The organism is Paenibacillus spiritus (assembly GCF_008710135.1).
GTDB classification, from domain to species: Bacteria; Bacillota; Bacilli; order Paenibacillales; family Paenibacillaceae; genus Paenibacillus_AQ; species Paenibacillus_AQ glufosinatiresistens.
This window is the reverse complement of the sequence record NZ_VYKK01000018.1, coordinates 1-22,395: the sequence shown is the minus strand read 5'-3', so window position 1 is coordinate 22,395 and position 22,395 is coordinate 1. Positions and strand designations below refer to the sequence as shown.

Genomic DNA, 22,395 nt, shown 5'->3' with positions numbered 1-22,395 from the left:
CGGCCCGGACCGTAAGTGGGTCCGGACTCACATACTTCCATATTTTACTTGGGATTATCGGAGTTTCCAATGCGGCCCGAGCGCTAACTTTGCGCCAGGATGGCACGGTGTTCAGACCTACCTTTATTATCGGTACTCACGGCGCGCGGAATAAGACCCGCTTCGGCCAAAAAAAGAGACGGCTCCACAGACCGTCCAAAGGACTGTCCATAGAACCGTCTTACGGTGTTCAGAGGGGCGCGGCTCCGGGCGAAGACGTCCAGACCCGCGTCTCACCGCTCTTCATCCGGTAGCTGCCGTCCGCTTCCGGCTGCGCTCCGCCGGCTTCGGCCAGCTCTTCCCCTCCGCCGCAGCGCAGCCGGAGCTGGCCGTCCCGGCCGGCCGTAATCCGCACGGACCGGATGGTTCCTTCCGCCCATTCCATATCGACCGTGTAGCCGCCGCGCGCGCGGAGACCCTGCACGCGGCCCGACGCCCAGGATTCCGGGAGCGCAGGCAGCAGATGAAGCTCGCCGAGATGGCTCTGCAGCAGCATTTCGGCGATGCCCGCCGCCGCCCCGAAGTTGCCGTCGATCTGGAACGGCGGATGCGCGTCGAACAGATTCGGATAGACCGACCGGGTCAAGAGCGTGCGGACGAAGCGGTAAGCGCCCTCCCCGTCGCCCAGCCGGGCGTGAAGGTTGATCAGCCAGGCGCAGCTCCATCCCGTATGCCCGCCCCCATTCTCGATCCGGTACTGCAGCGACCGCCGGGCCGCTTCCACCAGTTCAGGCGTATCCCGGGCGTTAATGAGATCGCCCGGATACAAGCCGTACAGATGGGAGACATGCCGGTGGCCGGGCTCGGCTTCGGAGAACGGCTGCGACCATTCCAGCAGCCGCCCGTCTTCGCCGATGCGCAGCGGAGCCAGCCGGTCCGCCGCCGCCTTCAGCTCTTCCCGGAACTCTGCGTCAATTCCAAGTCTTTCGGCTGCTTCCATGCAGTTCTCCAGCAGTTCCCGGATCAGCGTCATGTCCATCGCCGATCCGGCCGAGATCGAGCAGCTGACCCCGTCCGCGGTCAGGAAGCGGTTCTCGGGCGAGGTCGAAGGATTGGTGACGAGGAAGCCGTCCGGCGCTTCCACCAGCCAATCCAGACAGAAGAGCGCGGCTCCCTTCATCAGCGGGTAGGCCGTCTCCCGGAGGAACGGCTCCGAAGGGTGAAAAGCATCATGCTCCCACAGATGCCGGCACAGCCAGACGCCGCCCATCGGCCAGAAGGCCCAGCTGGCGTCCCCGCCGGTCGGGGACGTCATCCGCCACAGATCCATATTGTGATGGGCGACCCAGCCGCGCGCTCCGTAGTGGATCGCGGCCGTCCGCGCTCCCGTCCGGCTCGCTTCGGCGATAAGGTCGAACAGCGGCTCATGGCATTCGGCCAGATTGCACACCTCGGCCGGCCAGTAATTCATCTGGGTATTGATGTTGGTCGTATAATCGCTGTTCCACGGCGGCTGCACATGGGGATTCCAGATGCCCTGCAGATTCGCCGCCTGGGTTCCCGGCCGCGAACTGGCCATGAGCAGATAGCGGCCGTACTGGAACAGCAGCGCTTCCAGCGCCGGGTCTGCGCCTCCTTCCCGATAGGCCGCCAGACGCCGGTCTGTCGGAATATCGTCCCGTCCGGTTCCGCCGAGATCGAGGTCCACCCGCCGGAACAGGGCCTGATGCTCCCCGGCATGCCGGCTGCGCAGCTCTGGGTAGGAGCGCCTTCCCGCCCGAAGAACGCGCTCGGCCGCTCCCGGCAGCCGGGCGCTCGGGCGGGCTCCCTCCGAATCTGCCGGGAGATGCGCGGCCCGCCGCCGGAGTTCTTCATAATTCGTCTCGGCCGCAAGCAGCAGCGTGAAGCTGTCCGCATTCCGAATCGTCAGGACGCCATCCCTGGAGACGACGCTGCCGCCCTGGGCGACAGCATGAATATGAAGCGCAAAGGTCATGCCGAGGTTCTCTTCGTACAGTACCGAGAGCGGATGGTCGCCGAAATAGTTGTCGGCGATGTTCGAGGGCGCGCGACCCTTCATGACCAGTCCGGCTTCCGGCAAGGAAGCCGTCTCATAGCGGAGAGGGCTGTCTGCCGTCACCCGGGCGTTCAGGCTTCCAGCCCTCCCTTCCACCCGCACTACGCACACTCCGTCGGGGACGCTAACGAACGCTTCCCGAAGGACCGGATGGCCTCCGGCCTCCGCCTCGACCCGGGCGATGCCGCTGTCCAGATCGAGGAGACGCCGGTAGGCGTGGCCTTCCCGTCCGCCTTCCAGCTCCAGATGCAGACTGCCGAGCGGCATATACGCCTGGCAGTTCACGCCCAGCATCCGCGCATTGACCCATTCCTGCGCCTCCGCATACTTGCCGGCAAATACCAGCTCGCGCGCCTTGCCCAAATGGCGGATGGCCTCATAATTGTTCGTGTCCCGGGGGAACCCCGACCACAGCGTATCGTCATTGAGCTGCACCAGCTCGCGCGCCCCGCCGCCGAACAGCATCGCTCCGAAGCCGCCGTTCCCGAGCGGCAGCGCCTCTTCCCAGACCGATGCCGGCTTGTCATACAGCAGTCTCCAGTTCCTGCCTTCCGCCTTCTCCGTATTCCCGTTCATGCTCCCCATCCTTTCTCCCTTCGCGGGCGGCCGACGCCTCCGGAATGCGCAAAGACCCTGACGCAAGGTCGGGGTCTCTGGCAGTTATCCTTCATTCGGCCAAGCGGCCGTTGCCTTACAGGGCTTTGCCTGTGAACAGCTCGACTCTCTTCTTCACGAGCTCCGTATACTGGGCTTCCATATCCTTGGCGCCGGCTTTGTCCAGCTCCTGCAGGAATCCGTCGTATACCTTGTCAAAGTCCGTTATCTTGGAGAGAACGGCTTCCGGAATCCGCTTGCGGACGATGTCCTGCGTCTTCTGGTAGATCACCTGATAGTCGCCGTCGGTCGGAACCGCCATGTTGTACAGCGCGCCCCATGCCTTCGGTTCGAAATCCGATTCCTGCGGGAACAGGTCTTTCCAGGTCGTCGCTTTATAAGCAGCCAGCGATTTCTTCTCGGCTTCCGAGTAGCTTGCCGTAATCTGCTCAGGGAAGTTCGTGGTGTAGTAGTTGCCTGTCGAATCCTTCACGCCGTCGCCGTAGTGCGGAGCAAACGCTGTGTAGAGGCCGATGCCGGTTTCTTTGGCAAAGTTGGAGTTGTCGTTGACCTTCTTATCCAGCACGTCGGCCGGAATGGTGCGCTTGCCGTTGGCGTCAACCGTGTAGTGCTTGCCTTCAACGCCCCAGTTCAGCAGAACCTGGCCTTCTTCGGAAGCGAGCCAATCCATGAACTTAATGGCGCGAACCGGGTCCTTGCAGTTCTTGCTGATGCTGATGCCGTAGCCGTCTACCCCTACGCTCTGGAAGGAGTGATCCTTATACTCGGAAGACATCGTCACCGGGAAGTGGGCGTAGGTGTATTGATCCTTGCCGGCCGATTTCAGCGCGTTCTCGGCTTCCTGGTACTCCCATTCCTGCGAAATCAGGCCCAGTACGCGGCCGCTGGCGATCTTGGCTTTGTATTGGTCATCCTTCTGCACGAAGGTGTCTTTGTCGAGCAGACCTTCATTGTAGAGCTTGTTCAGCCAGCGGAAGTATTCTTTCTCTTCCGGACGCTTGTAGTGCAGCTGGGCTTCATAGGTCTCCGGATTGACATAGTATTCGCCGTCATCCGGTGCTCCGGTTGTAATAAAGGCCGGGTTCGTTACCGTAATCATGATCTTCCAGTCATCGGCGTTCAGCGTCAGCGGAATCGTCGGCTGGCCGTCCGTCTCCGGATGCTTGGCAACATAATCCTTGAGTGCCTTCTCGTAATCTTCCACCGTCTTGATCTCCGGATAGCCGAGTTCTTCCAGCACGCGGTGCTGAAGCTCGAAGCCGCCGCCGGCGTCAAAAGCTACGCCGTCCACGCCTACGTTCGTCGGAATGGAGTAGATGCCCTTGTCGTCATTGCTGTATTTCAGACGGTTCATGTTGTCGCCGAAGATCTTCTTGATGTTCGGCGCATACTTATCGATCAGATCGGTCAGATCCAGCAGCTCGCCGGCATCGACCAGATATTTGATTTCGCTTTTGCCGAACAGAATGTCCGGAACTTCGCCGCTGGCGGCCATCAGCTGAATGCGGCTCTGTCCGCCGCCGCTGCCTACGTCATATTCGGCGTTGATGGTAACGCCGGTCTTCTCGGTGATCACTTTGCCCACGTCGTCCTTCATGCCGTTCCAGTTCGGGCTGGCGTCTGCCCCGAAGAACGAGAACGTGATTGGCGATGTATCCATCTTCTCGGCGCCTGCTGAAGCGCCTGCAGAGGCGCCTGCGGAAGCAGCGGCCCCGCTGTTGGTGGCCTTGCTGCTTTCCTTGTTATTGTTGTTGTTTCCGTCGCCGCAGCCGGCAATCATGATAGAACTGGCGAGCGTCAGCATAAAGACGGAACGGATGCTTTTGCTTTTCATGGTTCGATCCCCCTTGATAATGTTAAATCTGGTTCATCTATGCATGGATCAGGCAAGGCCTGGCTATGCCGATACTTGGGTAACGCTTACAACACCAGCTGTAAAAAAGGAGTTGAAGCGGCCGACAATTTCATAATTTTTCCGGTTGTTAGCAGAGATTCAGGGAGCCCGGCTGGCTTGCCGGACTTCCCTTTCCCCCTTGAGTACTGGCTGTTCCTAGGCTTTGACCGCCCCGAGCGTCATGCCGCCTACGAAGTACTTCTGCAGGAACGGATAGACGAGGAGAATCGGTACGGTAACCACGATGGTAATGGCCATCTTGATGGATTCCGGCGAGATATTCGCCATCTGCTTCGCCATGTCGTTCACATTGCTTACTGCGCCGGCGCCGCCCTGGTTGGTGGTAGCCAGCACTTTCATCAGCTCGTACTGCAGTGTCGTCAATTGAGGCTTGCTGCCGTTGTAGAGATAGGTGGAGAACCATTCGTTCCACTGGCCGACGGCCAGGAACAAAGCGATGGTCGCAAGAACCGGCTTACAGAGCGGCATGATGATTTTGTAGTAGATCTTGAAGTCGTTCGCTCCGTCCAGCTTCGCGGATTCCTGCAGGGCGTATGGCAATCCGTCCATGAAGGAACGGATGACGAATACGTTGAAGGCGGATACGGCGCCCGGGAGAATGTAGACCCAGAACGTGCCGATCAGATCGAGCTGTCTCATCAGGATGTACATCGGAACCAGACCGCCCGAGACGTACATCGTCAAGGCCAGGAAGGTAGACAGCGCCTTGCGGGCCCGGAATTCCTGGCGGCTGAGCGTGAAGGCCAGCATCGAGGCACTGATAAGACCGATGATTGTGCCCACCAGGGTGCGCAGAACCGAGATTTTGAAACCTTGGATCAGACCTTTATAGGCAAAGATGCGCTCGTAGTTCTCCAGTGTCCATTCCCGGGGCCAGATGTAGATGCCGCCTCTTACCGTATCGACCGATTCGTTCAGCGAAATAGCCAGCACGTTCAGGAAGGGATACAAAGTTACGATCATGATGATTGCGAGAAAGACGTAGAGGAAGATGTCGAAGAGGCGTTCTCCCTTGGTCATGTTAAAAGCCTTGGTGTTCATCTTTGGTCCCCCCTTACATGATGCTTTCTTTCGTGAATTTCTTCATCAAGCCGTTGGCGCTTAGCAGCAGAATGATGCTGACCACGGAGGTGAACATGCTGATTGCGGTGCCGTATGAGAAGTGTCCGATCTGTATGCCGTATTTAAGCGCGTACAAATCCAGGACTTCCGAATAATCGGTAACCAGGTTGTTGCTGAGCTGGAACTGCTTCTCGAAGCCGATGCCGACCAGATGGCCGATCGACATAATCAGCAGGACCATTACGGTAGAGCGGATACCCGGAAGCGTGATATGGAACATTTGCTTGAACCGGCCTGCGCCGTCGACGCGGGAGGCTTCATACAGTTCCTTGTCGATGCCTGTAATCGCTGCCAAATAGATGATCGCGTTCCAACCGGTTTCTTTCCACAGGTCCGAGGCGGTTACAATGCCCCAGAAGTATTTCCCTTCCGCCATGAACTGAATCGGCTTGTCGATAATATTCGTCCACAAGAGGAGCTGATTGATAATGCCGCCGTCGATCGAGAGCATCTTGGTGACGATCCCCGCAACCACGACCCAGGATACAAAGTGAGGCAGATACGATACGGTCTGAACCGTGCGCTTGAACTTGTTGCCTCGGAGTTCGTTCAGCATAACGGCGAATATAATGGGAACGATGAAGCCGAATACCAGGCCGAGTCCGCTCATGACGAGCGTATTGCGGAGTACCAGATAGAAACGGTCATCCTGGAACAGCCTGGTGAAGTTATCGAATCCTACCCACTTTTGTTCGCTGAATGACTTGGCCGGTTTGTAATTCTGGAAAGCCATCGTCCAGCCCCACAGCGGTACATAACTGAAGATAAACACCCAAATTACGAATGGAATTGACATCATATACAGATACTTCTGCTGAACAATGCTCTTCCACAATCCATTCGACCGCTTCTTGCGCGGGGTAGAGGAGTTTACGCTTTCATTGGCCGATACACTTGGCTCGGTTAGCGCTTCCACTTTCTACATCCCCCTTCGTTGTTATGCCTTAATGATAACGAAAAGGATGCGCTTTCAGTACCCGGCAGATTGCACGTAAAATCATATAGAAATTTGACATTGATCCAGAGGACTGGCCCTGTTACTGAATCGGTTCGGCCACTCTCGGAATGCTGAATTCGATTGTGGTGCCCTCTCCTTCCCTGCTGTCGATATGCAGTCCGCTGCCCTCCCCGTAGTACAGCACAAGTCGCTGGTGAACGTTGCGGAGTCCGATCCGGTTCTTGGATTCTTCCTCCGGCCGGCCGATAACGCTGCGGATTTCCTCCAGACGAGCCTCCGTCATCCCCGCTCCGTCGTCGCTGACCCGAATATCGATATAGTCGTCCCGGCACAGAATGCACACCTTGACCTGAACCGTGCCTTCCTTGTTCTCAAGCCCATGGATGACCGAGTTCTCCACCAGCGGCTGAACAATCAGCGGCGGAATGAGGGTAGCCATGCAGTCCGGGTCGACATTCAGCGTGTACGCCAGACGGTCTTCGTAACGGAATTTCTGAATTTCCAGGTAGGAGCGGACCATCTCGATCTCATCCTTGATCGGAGCCATATCACGGCCGACCTCAAGGTTCTTGCGCATCAGCTTGCCGAGCAGCCGGACGGTGTTGGCAATTTCCTTCTCGCCTTTGATATGGGCGTTCATCCGGATCGACTCCAGCGCATTGAACAGGAAGTGCGGGTTGATCTGGCTGGCCATCATCTTGAACTTGATTTCCTTCTGGGCCAGCTCCAGCTTGTTATTCCGCTCATTGGTCTCGACCACCCGTTCGATCAGCTGATTGATGCTCCCGACCATGTAGTTGAACTGCCGGCTGAGCTGGCCGATCTCGTCGTTGCCGTCGATATTGGACAGCACGCTGAAATTGCCGAGCGCAACCTGATTCAGCTGGCGGCTGAGCCGGAGCAGCCGCTTCGTCATGAGGAACGAAATGGCGTTCACCATGCCCAGCGCAACGACCAGAACGCCGAGAATGATGCCCAGACCGAGCGCGCTGACGCGATTGGCATCGCGGACAATATCCTCGGTGGCGAACACCGAGATAATTTTCAGCTTGCTGATGCTGTAGAGGGGCATAAGTTCATCGACAATCACATAGGAATTCACGCCCTTGACGGTTGTCTTGATGACCTTGCGCGTATCGTTCGACAGATCGACTCCGATGTCCAGCGAATCCAGCGTTCGGCCGACCTGCTCCTGGCTCTTGGCGGCGGCGATATAGCCCTGCTGATCCGCAACCAGCGTCTCAAAGGGCTCCTGATACAGCATGCGGGCCAATACATCGGGCTTCATCTGAATCATCAATATCCCGGTCCGCTTGTACTCCTGGTAGTTCACCTGACGAATCAGACTCAGCTTGTTGATCGATCCGGTCGAGCTGGAGCTGTAGATGTCCTTGTCGGGGATGTACAGCCAGTACGTCCCTTTGTTCTTCAACACCGAGTTGTACCAGATGCTGGACCTGATCTCGTCGTTGATTGGAGCGATGGACATATTGTCGACCAGCGTCGGATTGTCAATAAAGAAGCGGATATTCGAGATTTCCTGATACTGAAGAACGTAATTGTCAAAAACCTCGTAGGCGTGGTAGGCCTTCGTGAGCTGCAGCGGACTCTCGTACCTGGTATTGACCAGCTCGCTTAGGTTCGAATCAAAGACGAGCAGACTGGAGATGTTCGTCGGCACCGTCAGCATGGAGGACATCTGGCTCTTGATCTTGGCTACGTTGTTGGTCGCCTGGTCAATGGCTCGGCTCAGCGCCTCCCTGCGGTAGTAGCTGGTCAGACTGATGCCGACCACAAGCACGGGGAGCATGACGAACACACAGTAGAACAGAATCAGCTTGTTCTTCATCTTCATATCATTGATGGCGCGAATCAGCTTTTTGATGATACCCACCCCTTCGCCGGGCTCGTGCCCGAGGTCCTATACTATCATAATACCCGATAAAAAAACACAAGCAGAGCGTCTCCGTCCGCGGGGCGGAGACGCTCTGCTTGCTTGGTTACCGCGGCCTTCGGCCGGTGCGCCGCTTGGACGTCAGAGCGCAAGGGCAAGCGGTCCGCCTGCCTTTGCGCTGGCGTGCCGCCTAGCATTCCTTGCGGTAGGCTGTCGGCGACATGCCGACATATTTCCTGAATTTGGCATTGAAATAATCCGGGTTGACGTAGCCTACCCGCTCCGCCACTTCATACACTTTCATGCCCTGCGCCAGGAACTGCTTGGCGTTCTCGATCCGCACCTTGTCCAGATACGTATTGAAATGTTCGCCGGTGTAGTTCTTGAACATCTTGCCGAGATAGGCGCTGTTGTAGTTGAACATATCGGCCAGCGTGCCAAGCTTGAGATTCTCGCTATAGCGGCGCTGAATCAGATCCAGAATCCGCTTGAGCTCGTCTCCCCTTCCGGCGGTCAGCCCTTCCGCAACCCGCTCCAGGTAGGCAATCAGCCGTTCGCGGAACTCGCTCAGGTAATCGGCGGTATACGCTTGGCTCAGCGCCGGTTGGTTCTCCTCGATCATCGGGCGGGACTCCGGATAGGCGCTCTCCAGCCGCGCCGAAATGCCGCTGACAATCCGCATCAGCTGGTCCTTGACGGTCCGTTCCTCCTGCTTGTCTGCGGCCAGCCGGCCAAGCAGGGACGTTACCGTATCTTCAATGGTTCCGGCGCTGCCGCTCTCAACGGCCAGCAGCAGCCGGTGCTCCTCATCCCGGAGAGAAGCTTCTCCGGGATGAACGGAAGGCAGCGGCCAGGAGGAAGAATCTCCGCTTAAGAGCTCGCCCTTCGCGCCGAAGAAACGGACACCCAGCAGCTCGCGAGCTGCGGCGCAGGAACGAACGGACAGCCCGGCGCCGGATACCGCTCCGCCCGCAGCCGCGAAGAACTCCAGATTCTCCTTGAGCATGATTCGCTCCAGCTCTCCCCACAGCGCAGCCCGGGCCTCCTGATCCTGGAGCGGTTCCGTCAGAAGCAGACCGAGATAAGGCGGATAGACGAAGAACAAGCCGCGTTCGGGGTCGGACCAGCGCCGCTGCAGCGCCTGTCTGGCCCGCTCCTCCCGTTCTTGGCGTTCTTCCTCCTTCTTCAAGGGCCGCTTCAGCTCGATCAGGACCACCTCGGTCTCGCGGCCGGCTACGCCGAGCAGCACAGCCGCCTCATCGGCGGCTTCGCGGCTTCCTCCCGGCTGAAGGAGCTGATACAGCAGCGTGTCCCGGTCAGGTCCGCTCTGCTCTTTCAGGAGCGCTTCGTTCTGGATCGTCTCCCGAAGCTTGTTCAGATAATCGATCAGTTCGTCTTCATCCACCGGCTTCAGCAGGTAGCCGTCAGCCCTGTGCGTGATGGCCTGCTTCGCATACTCGAAGTCAGCATGGCCGCTCAGAATCAGCACATGGCACTCTTCTCCTCCCTGCCTCAGCTCGCTCAGCATCCGCAGGCCGTCCATTCCGGGCATGCGGATATCGGCGATGATCAACTCTGGAGCAAAAAGCTGATATTGTTTAAGCCCCTCGATACCGCTGCTTGCGGTAGCCACCACCGTATAGCCCAGTTCCTCCCAGGGAATGAGCAGGCGCAGCCCCTCCCTCAGCTTGGGCTCATCATCCACGATCAGCACTTTTATCATAGGATTACCCCTTCGTCGCTGGTCCGGCGGGTGATGCCGGGCTCTGTTAGTTGCGGAATTCAGCGAGCCGGCGGTTGAGTTCCTGTGTCTGTCCGTATACTTCGCGGTACAGCGCATAGATCTTCTCATAGCGCTCCGCCTGCTCCGGGTTCGGCTCGTAGCGGCCGGCTGTCCGGATGAAGGCGGCCGCGCAGTCGCCGAGAGAGTCGAACCATCCGGCGCCGTAAGCTGCCAGCATGGCCGCTCCCAGGGCAGGTCCCTGCTCGCTCTCCAGCCTTATTATTGTAGCATTGAATATATCGGCTTGCATCTGGAGCCAGTCCGCATTCTTCGCTCCGCCCCCGATCGAGACGATCTCGGTAACCGCCTTGCCGGAACTCCGCACGATATCCACCGACTCCCGCAGGGAGAAGGTAATCCCCTCCAGCACCGACCGGGCAAAATGCTTCAGCGTGTGGCCCGAATCCATACCGAGGAAGCTGCCCCGGATGTCGGAGTCCGCATGAGGCGTGCGTTCGCCGACAATATAAGGCGTGAACAGCAGACCGCCGCTTCCCGCCGGAATCCGGTCAATTCCCGCAAGCAGTTCATCGAAGCCCATCTCTGCGGCAAACGTCTCCTTAAACCAGGTCAGGCTGTAGCCTGCCGCCAGGGTTACGCCCATGATGTAATAGCCGTCTTTCTCGGCATGGTTGAAGAAGTGGGCGCGGCCCCCAAGGTTCAGCGTCTTGTCGCTCTCGTAGGACAGAACGACTCCCGAAGTCCCGATGCTGCACATCGTCTTGCCTTCTCCAAGAATCCCCGCTCCCAGCGCGCCGCAGGCATTGTCCGCACCGCCTGCGAACACCTTGGTGCCCGGCTCAAGTCCGGCCGCTTCGGCGATCTCGGGCAGCAGTCCGCCCGTCTGTCCGAAGGATTCGGTAAGCGGCGGGCAGAGCGACAGCGGCAGGTTGAAGGCTTCGGCGATCTCCGCGCTCCAGCTCTTGGAGGCGGCGTCCAGCAGCAGCGTTCCTGCCGCATCCGAATATTCCGCGCCGTATTCGCCGGTCAGGCGGTAGCGCACATAATCCTTCGGGAGCAGGAACAGCTTGGCCTGATCCAGCAGTTCAGGCTCATTCTCCTGCACCCAGAGCAGCTTCGGCAGCGTGAAGCCTTCCAGCGCCTTGTTCCGGGCAATGTCAATCAGCTTGGCGCCGAGCGTGCTCTCAATTCGCCGGCACTGCGCCGTAGTGCGCGTATCATTCCACAGAATCGCCGGGCGAAGCGGCTTGCCTTCCGCATCCACCAGCACGAGTCCGTGCATCTGCCCCGAGAAGCTGATTCCGTCGATCTCGGCGGGCCGGACGCCGGTCTTCTCGACCAGCCGGTTCAGCGAGACAAGCGTTCCCTTCACCCAATCTTCCGGGTTCTGCTCGCTGTAGCCCGGCTTGGGGCGCATCAGCGGGTAGCTCTCCGAATGTTCGCCTGTAACTCTGCCTTCGCGGTCTACAAGCACCGATTTCACGGCGCTGGTTCCCAGGTCGATCCCGATTACATAACTCATGAACGTACCTCCTGTATTTGGCTTGAATCTTCCTCTGATAATGGTCCGCTCCCCGGCCGTTCTCCGCGGCGCGCCGAATGTCAAAAAGCCGGGAGGGAGACGGTTCATCCGCCTCGCCGCCCGGCTTCACGCGAGCCTTCTATTCCGCCAGAATGTATTGGTTCAGGACAGCCTTCAGCATTTCCTGACGCCCGGATTCGTTCTTGCGCGGGTTCTCGTTATTCAGGGCATATTCGGCCAGGGAAGCCAGCGTGGCCTTGCCTGCGACGACGTCCGCTCCGATGCCTTCCTTGAAGGAGCTGTAGCGTTTGGCGATGAAGTCCTCGAATACGCGGTCTTCAATCAGCTTGGCAGCTACTTTCAGCCCCTTGGCGTACGTGTCCATACCCGCGATGTGGGCCAGGAAGAGATCCTCCGGCTCGAACGATTGGCGGCGGACCTTCGCGTCGAAGTTGATGCCGCCCTTGCCGAGACCGTCGTTCATCAGCACTTCATACAGAGTCAGCGTGGCGTCATAGATGTTCAGCGGGAATTCATCCGTATCCCAGCCGAGCTGCGGATCGCCCTGGTTCGCGTCGAGCGAGCCCAGCATGCCGTTCAGACGGGCAACGCGCAGTTCATGTTCGAATGTGTGGCCGGCCAGTGTCGCATGGTTCGCTTCCAGGTTGAGCTTGAAGACCTTGTCCAACTCGTACTTCTGCAGGAACGAGATGCAGGTAGCGGCATCGAAGTCGTACTGGTGCTTGGTAGGCTCTTTCGGCTTCGGCTCGATCAGGAATTGGCCTTCAAAGCCGATTTCCTTCGCGTAGTCGTTGGCCATATGGAACAGGCGGGCAATGTTGTCCAGCTCCAGTCCCATGTCGGTGTTCAGCAGGGTTTCGTAGCCTTCGCGGCCGCCCCAGAACACGTAATTCTCTGCGCCCAGACGCTTGCCGACTTCCAGACCCTTCTTGATCTGGGCTGCGGCATGGGCGTATACATCGGCGTTGCACGTCGAACCTGCGCCGTGCATGTAGCGCGGATTCGTGAACATGTTGGCCGTATTCCAGAGCAGCTTCTTGCCCGAAGTCTTCATTCCGGCTTCCAGCAGATCCACAATGGTGTCAATATTGGCGTAGAATTCGCGCAGCGAGCTGCCTTCCGGAGCGATGTCTACATCATGGAAGCAGTAGAACGGCAGCGCCATCTTGTCCATGAATTCAAAAGCCGCTTCAACGCGGGCTTTCGCTTTATCCATACCGCTGTATTTATCCCATCCGCGAATGGCGGTTTCTGCGCCGAACGGGTCCGATCCGCCGGCTGTCAGGGTGTGCCAATAAGCCATCGAGAAGCGCATATGCTCTTCCATCGTCTTGCCGGCTACCACTTCTTCGGGGTTGTAGAATTTGAATGCGTAAGGGTTGGTGGAACGGCTGCCTTCATACTTGATCTTGCCGACCGTTTCAAAGTATGCCATTTGGTAAAATCCTCCCTGGTCTTCATAATGGAGCGCCTGCATTAGCAAGCGTTTGCAAAATCATCATAGCATATGGATTTGACTTTGTATATTGGTTAAACTAAGTTTATTCAAAAAATTTTATTCCCCTGGAACCGGACGGGACTTGGGTGTGAAATCTGTTGCATTTTGCCGGAGACCGTCCTAGACTTAGGGGCAGCAACTGGCCGACGCGGCCTGTAACCAACGATACGATACGAAATGGGGCATCTCTCTGTGAACGTCACCGGCGATCAGGCACTCGTCAAAAAAATCAATAAATCGCTTGTCCTCCGCACGATTCGCGGCGCATCTCCCCTCTCCCGGACCCGGGTCTCCCAGCTCACGGGACTGAATAAGGCCACGGTCTCCAACCTGGTCGCCGAGCTGTGCGAGGATAAGCTGGTCATCGAAGCCGGACCCGGCGAATCCAGCGGCGGGCGCAAGCCGCTCATGCTGCATTTCAACGAAGGCGCAGGCTGTGTGATCGGCATGGAACTGCGGGTTAAGGAAGTGGCCGGCGTGCTGTGCGACTTCGGCGGCCATATTCTGCAGGAGCGCGAGGCGGCCCTCCCCTCCCACCGGCCGGAAGAGGTGCTGGAGACGCTGATCGCGCTGGGCCGGGAGCTGACCGGCCTCGCTCCGGCGACGCCCCATGGATTGGTCGGAATCGGCATCGGCGTCCCGGGCATGGTGGACGAGGACGGACTGATTCTGCTTGCGCCCAACCTGGGCTGGGAGAGCGTGGATCTCAAGAGCGGACTGGAGCGGGCCTTCGGCGTTCCGGTCACAATCGACAATGAAGCGAATGCCGGCGCGCAGGGCGAGCTGAATTACGGCGAGGCGCGCGGCGTCCGCCATCTGCTCTATATCAGCGCCGGCTCGGGGATCGGGTCGGGCATCATTATCGGCGGCGAACTGTACAAGGGAGCCCGCGGCTATGCCGGCGAGACCGGGCATATGACCATCGAGGCCCAGGGCCGGTCTTGCAGCTGCGGCAACCGCGGCTGCTGGGAGCTGTACGCGTCGGAGAAGACTTACGACGACGCCGACCTGCCCGCCCGTACGACCGGCGGGCTGACCCGGCTGGCGGCGGCCGGCGATGCAGTCGCGGCCGGACATTTTGCGCGGATCGGCGAATATCTCGGCATCGGCATCACCAACCTCATCAACAGCTTCAACCCCGAGCTGATTGTCATCGGCGGCCCGCTCTCCGAAGCCCGGGAATGGCTCGGCGAACCGCTGCGCCGGGTCGTCTCCGAGCGCACCCTGCCCTATCACAAACGCGAACTGACCATCGCCTTCTCGAAGCTCGGATCGCGCGGAACGATGATCGGGGCGGGCATCGCCGCCCTGCTGGCCTATCTCGGCGAAGTCCGGGTACGGGTGTAGGGGAAGCACCGTGGAGACTCTGATCTTCTGGAACCATGTCGGCAGGGAACACGGCGGACTGGAATACGCCCCCGATATCCGGAAGAACCCGCCGGATGTCATTGCGCAGGCTCTGGCGCTCAAAGAGCGCCGCTGCCGGGACAATGCCGCTTCCACCCGCTATATCCGCTATGACGACGTCACCCTGCTGGAGCTGCCGGCATCGCCGGCCGACCGGCCTTTTCTTATCGTGTACCGCCTGGACCTTGGCCTCCAATACTCGCTGCACTACAAGACCCGGTACCCCTGGTGGTTAATCGACATTGTGGACATCCGGGAGATTCGGCCGAATGTCTTCTGCGTGCATGACCTGTTCATCGACGTCGCCCTAAATCCGGACGGCAGCTACCAGGTACTGGATCTGGATGAATACCGAACCGCTATCCGCCTGGGCGTGCTTGGCCCCGAACAAGTAGATGGCAGCCTGAAGTCGCTGCATCTCATTCTGTCCGACCTCCATTCCGGACACTTCCCGAATGAATGGCTGAACCAGCTTCAGCAGACCTTTTTTTGAATAACGCTGGATAACAAAGAACAGGCCTATCTTGGCGGGTACGGAGCCTGCCTTGGTAGCCTGTTCAACTTGAAGCATGGATGTCTTACTACTGAAACTAAAGTTCTTATACGGGTATTTCATGAGGGTTGGATATAAAGTCAGACCTTATCTTTCGCTTGAAGCAGGAGAGGACCCATAAATTAGCAATCGGACAAAAGCTCGGAGAGTATCTGATAATCTACCGACTTTTTTAAAACGCTTTTCTCCAGAGAGAACCGATTGAACACAACCACGATAACAAAGGTCATCGAGAGAATAGTGTAAATTATAGAATCCTCCATCATCTTCTTAACGTCTGTATCCAGACCAAGAGCAGCTTGTACAAATGCTCCATAGGAAGCAAAGGAAAACACGCCAATCATTGAAAGCGTAAACCACACTTTTCGTTTTGCAGTTTCTGACCGCTTTAGAAAAATATTCGAAAGTTGCTTGCGCTGTTCTGGAGAGATCGTTGAAATATACATGCCCAGTTCGTGTGCCAGAAATGCTATGTGAAGGGGATGGCGCTCCAGCTCGAAGAAGAGCCAGGGAGGAGAATCCGGCTTTAGAGCATGGAAGGGGGCAGATTTCGCCATAAGGCCGAATTCAAGGTTATCGGCAAGTTTGAGTAGGAAATACCCTGCAAACATCACACTAACATCTATAATCTGCCAATACCAAACCAGTTGTCGGGTAATGATGATCCAAGGTACTCCGACAACACCAAGAATGCTCAATAAAAGGGCTGCACTCCTTACAGAGATGGTGATCCAATTCCTATAGCGCCGATGACGCTTTCTCTCCGCTTTTTGATACTCCTTCCAAATTTCCTTTTCATGCTTCAACATGGTGAGTTTTGTTTCAAAAAACTGATCCATCCCCATAGTCTCCCTTTTGTTCTGATACCATATTTAACGGATAAAGAGACTTGCCGTTTCACCGACAGCGGTTCGGCTGAACCGCCCGAATCCACTAGTCGACATCTCCACCTCCTACGCGGAGATTTCCTTAACTTCAGCTCGTTTCTGAAACGAGATTAACAAAAACAGGCCTTTATGGTTGTATCCAACCATAATCGACCTGCCCATAGTAACCATTATTCTTATCTAGGGGATGAACCAGATCTATCCTGCCTACGTCCCCTGTATGCGGCTCGAAACGGGAAGCCGATTGAGACTACCTTGAATGATGGGTTCTTCAGCACTGAGTATTTCTACCACACAAGGTCTTAATTGTATTAATTATTAACGCAGGTATTCCGCTTCCCACTTTTCTTGTTTCTTAACTGGACTAAGAAGTGAAATATCTTCATAGCCGTAGTTGACTTTCATTTTACCCGAAATATCTAGTAAATAGGTCAAACTCGTCCATTGCTCTTGTTCTTGAACCTTAAACTCATTCCAAAGTTCCTCAAAAAATTCATAAAGCTGATGCTTTAATTCTCTGTGTTTCCGTTTGTCTACACTGGAGATATCCAAAATATCCAAACTATAAATTGGTTTATCAGAGCCGATAGGGTAATAGTAGAAAAAAACCTGTGAGAAACCTTCCCTAACCTCAGCATAGAGTGACACTCTGTCCCAATCTTCCGGAATCATGCTATTTAATATATTTGCAATTTTTTGGAATAAAATTTCCATTTTCTATCCATTCCTGCAAGGTATAGTAGGGTAAGCCTAACTGCTCGGCGGCTTTCTTTGGTACCATCTCATCGCTCAATCTTACTGCATCTTCTTTAATCTCCTCGTCAGCTTTCATTTTATTTCATACGAGGGTGTTTTTCGATTGCATTTATATCGTAGCACTCCAGAATTTTATTTTTTATTATATTGATATAGCCTTGATACGTTTCCTTCTGTTCATCGAACATCCAAATATCCGCTAAATCTATTAATTCGTTTTTTTCAACGTTTTCAATCATTCTGTCTAATTTACTCTTATATGCAGAGAGTATTTCCGAATGAACAGATGATAACTTTTCCATTAATTCTATTGAATCAATATCAGCATAGAAAGGTGTATTCTGTTCATCAATCCTTTCAATAATTTCAAACGTCACTAAATCTGTAAAAACATCCTGTCTGATACAACGAATCAAATCAAAATTAGATAACTCACATAGACACTTCCCGGTGATTTCCAAGTGCCATACAGGTAGTGACATATACTACACTTTCATATTCTTGATCAGTCAAATACTCTTTTAATGTCTTTTTTCTATTAATCATATACATTACTCCAATCCTTAATTAGGTGGAAACACTCCGCCATGTGGATTAAACATAGTCTCAATTTTTTCCATTTTAGAATTTACCTCATTAAACTTAGATGTGTAAATTTGTCGAAGTTCAGCATCTAAATTAGGATTTTTCAGCATCCCTTCCCAACTTCTTTTTAAATCAACTAAACCACGATATGCATCAGAAACTTCTTGAGCATGATCAATCATTGGTGGCGTCTGACCATAATCGACCTATTCGATGTAACCGAATACGTTATTCTCCTTACAAAAATTGATTTGTTCCTTGTATTATCCAATAACGATAGACCTCAGGAATGACCTCTATAAATTGCCCGTACTTTCCCAGCCATCCATCCGGCACATAAAATTCATAAGACGCAGGCTCGGGATAGTAGGATGTCAACTCCTTATTATCAAAATCCACGTATAGGGAAGGTAACATATCTGAAATATGACTATACGTTCTCTGTTCTAACATCTCCCTTAATTCTTCTGTTCTTGCCTCGAAGTCACTAAGCTGTAGGAGGAAGTCTTCCGCCGTTTCCTCGCTTACTACGGCAATATTAAATCTGTCGGAGAAATCATCAGGATCAGGAATGTTATATCCTTTCTCAAGATATGAAGAATTTAGTTTTTTCAAATCTAAAAACCATATCTCCTTATCTGCAACAAACCATCTGAAATGGTTCTTATTTTTAACAAGAACTATTACAGTCTCAGCATACTTCGGCTTCTTAAGCACTTTGCCTCCTCCTCAGCATTCAAGTACCTCGATAATTCTATTTTTTTATTTTATCATCCTCTTCAAGCCACTGAATCCAAGGGGCAGGAAATTCATATGGTGCTGCTCCCATTGATTACGAAGGATCGCTTCTTTGTTCGGTATCACATTTGTATTTACATCAAGCTGTATTCTAACTTGGCTAGCATTTGGCATTTCGCCACCTTGAACCCTTTAGTACGAAACACCCCGCCGTCCAACATAAATGAAATTAGCTTAATTTATTACTTATTGCTATCAGTAATTCGTTGATTTTCGCTTAATAACTTTTTGGCTTAATTAGAGGGCAGGTGGCTAGCCTTTAACACATGACTTTCCCGTTGTGAAATGTTCAGTATAGTCCTGACAATATAGTTGTCGGACTATAAAATAGTTGCGATGTACCCGACACTATATCTATCGGGGTATCTGTTCGCAAAGTTGCGATTTTTTTCAAAAACCTGTAAGAAAACGAAGATAACAAAAAACAGGCCTATCATGGGTTATCTGACCATAATCGACCTGTTTATTCGGCACTGGGTAGCCCCCGCCGCTTTTAGTCGCATACTTCCCAGTAAACGTCCTGAGCTACAATGCAGACCTTTCCAACATCATCATTACCTGCAAGAATGATTTCTATATTCCCCTTATCATCTTGGACTTTCACTTCGAGAATCTCATTGCTGTTAATCATAAACTTTGGCGGTTCAATCTGAAACGAGCCTACATCAGTGAAAGTCAGTACCCCCGCCTGCATCTCGGGTTCAGATTCATCATAATTTGCTTGCTTCCACTGACACAAGTCGAGTTTGATTTGAACCTTATTCTCATTAAGCAAATATTCAATGTCCTCTACAATGTTATCGTGCAAGTCAAAAGTCGCCAGCAACTCAGTTGGTTTAATAATAATCTCCTCCTACGGGACGATATGAGACGCTTTTGAGCCTTTAGCAACAGGATTACCATTTGTGTCAATATAATTATATATTTTTATGTTACTATTCGGATTATTAACATGGTAATGGTCTTTGCCCTCAAAGCCATTCGCTCCCGGTTTTCCCGGGTCAAACCTTACCTTCATTCCAGTCTAGGATCAATAAATCATACATGCAACTACGAAACCCTCCCATTAGATGGGATACAGGGCCCTAGCTTCTGAATGCATTCTTTGACTTTAATCTTCGTACGAACAGGAAAAGCTAAATTTGCTCGGCTCCTTTATCTCCCGCACGCTACTTAGGCGGTGCGTGATGCATGGCTAGGCACATTGCCAAAAAAATATTACATCCAAACCTGAAATCTAAATATTACGAACGGATTTTAGCACGAAAATCTTCGAGTATTTTCCTTACTGGTATGCTAGCAGTAGGGAGTAAATCATTTACACGTTGTAGAATCTGGGTGTTATCCAGTATCATATTTCTACTTTCTTGATTTGAATAACTTCTTAACGTATCGATGCCTATCTCGAATAATTCGCTATCATTAGTACTGAGCAAAGAGATTAGAATGTTAAGTTCATGAACATTACACTTGTTATCCAAGCAATATGCTATTTTTCTTTGCCATTCTATTGGCTTACTAAGCACCTGATTTGAAAGTTCATCCCAATCACTTGGACTAAACTCTAGAAGTATCTCGCTAGCTATGACACAGCCATCATCGTACCAAGAATCTACTGTTGCTTCAGCAGATAAAAGGTTATCTAGTTCTTTGAACATATTTGATGCCTCCACTTAAAATTGGGCTAAAAACCTGATGGGCGTGACGAATTTATCGTACCTGTTGGATATCCGCTAGTTACATCATCGCCATCTTTGATTACATCAATTTCTATACCATTTATAGTAGCTCTATGCCAAGTTGCTCCATCCCTCAATCTTGTAGATATGGTTGGTGTATTACCAACATCAGGTATGGCATTCAGCGCCTCTTTTCCAAGCGCTCCTGCTCCCTTTGTGAGTACCGCGTCCACAGCTAACTCTCCGGCCTTTTCCCCAAGCACTTTCGTCCGATCTTCCGGGCTCATCTGCTTCAAGGCCGTATAGGCTTGCTGTGTCATCTGATAGGCATTTGTCGCGGTTTCCTTTGTTCAGCCTGATTGCTTGCCCCACTATTCAGTCCGCAAACAAAGAATAACAAAAAACAGGTCAATCATGGTGGTGTCTGACCATAATCGACCTGTTTAATGGAATAGCGTTACTTAGGGTATAAAATTCAGTCTTCGTTGTACGCACAATGGAATGATAATATCTTTATACGGGTATTACATGGGTTATATTGAGTTATGGGTTGAATGATGAATTCATTAGGCACTGGGTAGCCCCACCAAAAAAGAAACCTTGAAAGGCATAAAGCCAATCAAGGAAATAAAGCTTTAAAGATTAATCTTGTTTTCGACCTTATATTTATTGCTTAATTTTCTCTCAATGGAAATGACGATTTCGTTAACTAAACGTAGAAAATCCTCTCTATCTTGTTCCTGAGCAAATCCCTTAAATTCAAAATTCACTTCATTATCCTCAAACAAGCTATCATACGTTTCTTGAATTTCATCTAACGCTTTAGCAATGAAGGAATCATTCTCAAGTTCAATAGCAATATTATTGTCAACCAACTCACCAACTTCATCGTAAATCCACATTGGATAGCACTGATACTCTAAGTATAGTTTTATTTTTTTCATATTCCCTCCTATTTTATCGACACTGGATTTGCACCTACAATAAATCCATTGTTGCCTGTAGTTATTGCAACCCTTTGCGTCTGTCCATTGAAGCTGACCTCGTAAATTGGTCTGCCAGTTCCCTTGCCTTGATATCCCACAATTTTCCCACCACTTACTGCCTTTGTTATAAATTCAGGCAATTGACCTTGACTAATTCCTTTGGCGGCAAAATCATCAGCATGATTAAGAATATGATTTAACCCTGCCTGTGAGTTTCCATTTTCAATCCATACTAATTTACCATCAGCATTTCTTGTTACAGCAACAACATCATTTGGATTATACTTTACTCCACTATTTGCAAGTTCGTCCATAAGTCCTTGTGGTTTAAGATCACCCGTCCCCTCAACTCCTCCCTCTATCTTCCGGACCCAATCAGCCTCCGCTTCGCTCACCGGGATTCGGATGCCTTCAGGCGTGGTCAGTACAGCGCCCGGTTTAGGCAAAAGCTCTCCGGCCTTTTGGGCTAATGTCCCGGCCGTCTCCAGCGTGGCATTCAGCGCCTCTTTTCCAAGAGCGCCTGCTCCCTTTGTGAGTAGCGCGTCCACAGCTAATTCTCCGGCCTTTTCCCCAAGGACTCTCGCCCGTTCTTCCGGGCTCATCTGCTTCAAGGCCGTATAGGCTTGCTGTGTCATCTGATAGGCATTCGTCGCCGTTTCCGTCAAATGGGTGGACGCATACAGGATTTGTCCCGCCTGATCCTTCACCTGCCCCACTGCCTTTGGTAAATCTGTTGCTGCTAAATAGGCAAACTGGGCAGCTTGTCCGGCCTCATGCCAGGCACCGTCCATAACGCCTTCCCCGAAGGTGGTAGCCAATTGCAGGCCGAGCGGGATCTGCTGTTGGTAGGCATCCACCTCCATCTGCAGATTGCCAAAATAGGCACCGTCGTATTTCTGATGAGCAGCCGATCGTTCCTGTGGCGGGATATAATCGAAGGTTACGGGGTCATAACCTTGTTGTAAAGCGTATTGCTTGAATTTAAGTGATTCCCGATTGAAAGTCTCGCTCACTTCTCCCGGGAATAAAGTATATCCCGTATCCCGGCCAAATTGCTGCAATAAACTTTGCATACTGGCCTCGTTGACTTTTGGAACAGAAGCCGCGGACGGCTTAACAGTGGTGCTGGCCGAATTGGTATATACCAGCGGAACTCCGTTCGAGCCCAATGGTGTGTTCAAGGGAACGCTGCCGCTGCTACTGCTGCCCGACCTGGGCGCGCTGCTGCCGGAACTTGAATTGAGATACGTCAGCGGAACTCCGTTCGAGCCCACCGGCGTATTCAAGGGAACACTGCCGCTGCTCACGCTGCCCGACCTGGGCGCGCTGCTGCCCGAACTTGCATTCACGTATACCAGCGGAACTCCGTTCGAACCCACCGCCGTGTTCAAGGGAACGC

General features: G+C 53.3%; 21 protein-coding genes. 3 read left to right on the top strand and 18 right to left on the bottom strand.

All coding sequences use genetic code 11. The features are described from left to right. Nucleotides 1-229: 229 nt before the first annotated feature. The 8 genes from F4V43_RS13620 to xylA form a co-directional block, all read right to left on the bottom strand. The gene (locus F4V43_RS13620; RefSeq protein WP_150458797.1) at nucleotides 230-2,632 is read right to left on the bottom strand and encodes a glycosyl hydrolase family 95 catalytic domain-containing protein; all 2,403 of its coding nucleotides are present in this window, start codon (nucleotides 2,630-2,632) and stop codon (nucleotides 230-232) included. A gap of 115 nt (nucleotides 2,633-2,747) precedes the next feature. Further along, a complete protein-coding gene (locus tag F4V43_RS13615) occupies nucleotides 2,748-4,505 on the bottom strand; it encodes an ABC transporter substrate-binding protein (protein ID WP_150458796.1) in 1,758 nt (585 codons plus the stop codon). A gap of 216 nt (nucleotides 4,506-4,721) precedes the next feature. After that, a complete protein-coding gene (locus tag F4V43_RS13610) occupies nucleotides 4,722-5,627 on the bottom strand; it encodes a carbohydrate ABC transporter permease (RefSeq protein WP_150458795.1) in 906 nt (301 codons plus the stop codon). Between the two features lie 13 nt (nucleotides 5,628-5,640). Beyond that, nucleotides 5,641-6,543, bottom strand: a complete 903-nt coding sequence (locus tag F4V43_RS13605) for an ABC transporter permease (RefSeq protein WP_223879895.1) — start codon at nucleotides 6,541-6,543, stop codon at nucleotides 5,641-5,643. A gap of 202 nt (nucleotides 6,544-6,745) precedes the next feature. Next, nucleotides 6,746-8,560, bottom strand: coding sequence for a sensor histidine kinase (locus F4V43_RS13600; protein WP_317983789.1), 1,815 nt, complete (start codon nucleotides 8,558-8,560; stop codon nucleotides 6,746-6,748). A gap of 190 nt (nucleotides 8,561-8,750) precedes the next feature. Then, nucleotides 8,751-10,283: a response regulator transcription factor gene (locus F4V43_RS13595; protein ID WP_191089580.1), complete on the bottom strand. Its 1,533-nt coding sequence runs from the start codon at nucleotides 10,281-10,283 to the stop codon at nucleotides 8,751-8,753. 46 nt (nucleotides 10,284-10,329) lie between these two features. After that, a complete protein-coding gene (gene xylB / locus F4V43_RS13590) occupies nucleotides 10,330-11,826 on the bottom strand; it encodes a xylulokinase (RefSeq protein ID WP_150458792.1) in 1,497 nt (498 codons plus the stop codon). 139 nt (nucleotides 11,827-11,965) lie between these two features. Beyond that, nucleotides 11,966-13,282 (bottom strand): xylose isomerase, encoded by a 1,317-nt coding sequence (gene xylA / locus F4V43_RS13585; protein ID WP_150458791.1) that lies wholly within the window; start codon nucleotides 13,280-13,282, stop codon nucleotides 11,966-11,968. A gap of 255 nt (nucleotides 13,283-13,537) precedes the next feature. On the opposite strand from xylA, the gene F4V43_RS13580 reads away from it, so the two are divergent. Together F4V43_RS13580 and F4V43_RS13575 are read left to right on the top strand one after the other, a co-directional pair. Then, complete coding sequence (locus tag F4V43_RS13580; RefSeq protein ID WP_191089579.1) at nucleotides 13,538-14,692, top strand: ROK family transcriptional regulator; 1,155 nt, start codon at nucleotides 13,538-13,540, stop codon at nucleotides 14,690-14,692. Between the two features lie 10 nt (nucleotides 14,693-14,702). After that, nucleotides 14,703-15,245, top strand: coding sequence for a hypothetical protein (locus F4V43_RS13575; protein WP_150458789.1), 543 nt, complete (start codon nucleotides 14,703-14,705; stop codon nucleotides 15,243-15,245). A gap of 182 nt (nucleotides 15,246-15,427) precedes the next feature. On the opposite strand, the gene F4V43_RS13570 is transcribed toward F4V43_RS13575, so the two are convergent. From F4V43_RS13570 to F4V43_RS19875, 10 genes are all read right to left on the bottom strand, one after another. Further along, nucleotides 15,428-16,144, bottom strand: coding sequence for a hypothetical protein (locus F4V43_RS13570; protein ID WP_150458788.1), 717 nt, complete (start codon nucleotides 16,142-16,144; stop codon nucleotides 15,428-15,430). 366 nt (nucleotides 16,145-16,510) lie between these two features. Then, nucleotides 16,511-16,906: an immunity protein YezG family protein gene (locus F4V43_RS13565; protein ID WP_150458787.1), complete on the bottom strand. Its 396-nt coding sequence runs from the start codon at nucleotides 16,904-16,906 to the stop codon at nucleotides 16,511-16,513. A 119-nt stretch (nucleotides 16,907-17,025) separates the two neighbouring features. Continuing rightward, nucleotides 17,026-17,430 carry a hypothetical protein gene (locus F4V43_RS13560; protein WP_223879892.1) on the bottom strand — a complete coding sequence of 135 codons (405 nt, stop codon included), beginning with the start codon at nucleotides 17,428-17,430 and terminating at the stop codon, nucleotides 17,026-17,028. Between the two features lie 81 nt (nucleotides 17,431-17,511). Further along, a complete protein-coding gene (locus F4V43_RS13555; RefSeq protein WP_150458786.1) occupies nucleotides 17,512-17,715 on the bottom strand; it encodes a polymorphic toxin type 28 domain-containing protein in 204 nt (67 codons plus the stop codon). A gap of 55 nt (nucleotides 17,716-17,770) precedes the next feature. Beyond that, complete coding sequence (locus F4V43_RS13550; protein ID WP_150458785.1) at nucleotides 17,771-18,250, bottom strand: hypothetical protein; 480 nt, start codon at nucleotides 18,248-18,250, stop codon at nucleotides 17,771-17,773. 574 nt (nucleotides 18,251-18,824) lie between these two features. Further along, nucleotides 18,825-19,139, bottom strand: a complete 315-nt coding sequence (locus F4V43_RS13545; protein ID WP_150458784.1) for a hypothetical protein — start codon at nucleotides 19,137-19,139, stop codon at nucleotides 18,825-18,827. A gap of 436 nt (nucleotides 19,140-19,575) precedes the next feature. After that, nucleotides 19,576-19,989 carry a hypothetical protein gene (locus F4V43_RS13540; RefSeq protein WP_150458783.1) on the bottom strand — a complete coding sequence of 138 codons (414 nt, stop codon included), beginning with the start codon at nucleotides 19,987-19,989 and terminating at the stop codon, nucleotides 19,576-19,578. A 26-nt stretch (nucleotides 19,990-20,015) separates the two neighbouring features. Beyond that, the gene (locus tag F4V43_RS19880) at nucleotides 20,016-20,306 is read right to left on the bottom strand and encodes an EndoU domain-containing protein (RefSeq protein WP_223879891.1); all 291 of its coding nucleotides are present in this window, start codon (nucleotides 20,304-20,306) and stop codon (nucleotides 20,016-20,018) included. A gap of 339 nt (nucleotides 20,307-20,645) precedes the next feature. Then, nucleotides 20,646-20,954, bottom strand: a complete 309-nt coding sequence (locus tag F4V43_RS13530) for a hypothetical protein (protein WP_150458782.1) — start codon at nucleotides 20,952-20,954, stop codon at nucleotides 20,646-20,648. 8 nt (nucleotides 20,955-20,962) lie between these two features. Next, nucleotides 20,963-22,069, bottom strand: coding sequence for a hypothetical protein (locus tag F4V43_RS19875; RefSeq protein ID WP_223879890.1), 1,107 nt, complete (start codon nucleotides 22,067-22,069; stop codon nucleotides 20,963-20,965). A gap of 49 nt (nucleotides 22,070-22,118) precedes the next feature. On the opposite strand from F4V43_RS19875, the gene F4V43_RS13520 reads away from it, so the two are divergent. Next, on the top strand, nucleotides 22,119-22,395 hold a 277-nt coding region (locus tag F4V43_RS13520; protein WP_150458781.1), incomplete at its 3' end, for a hypothetical protein.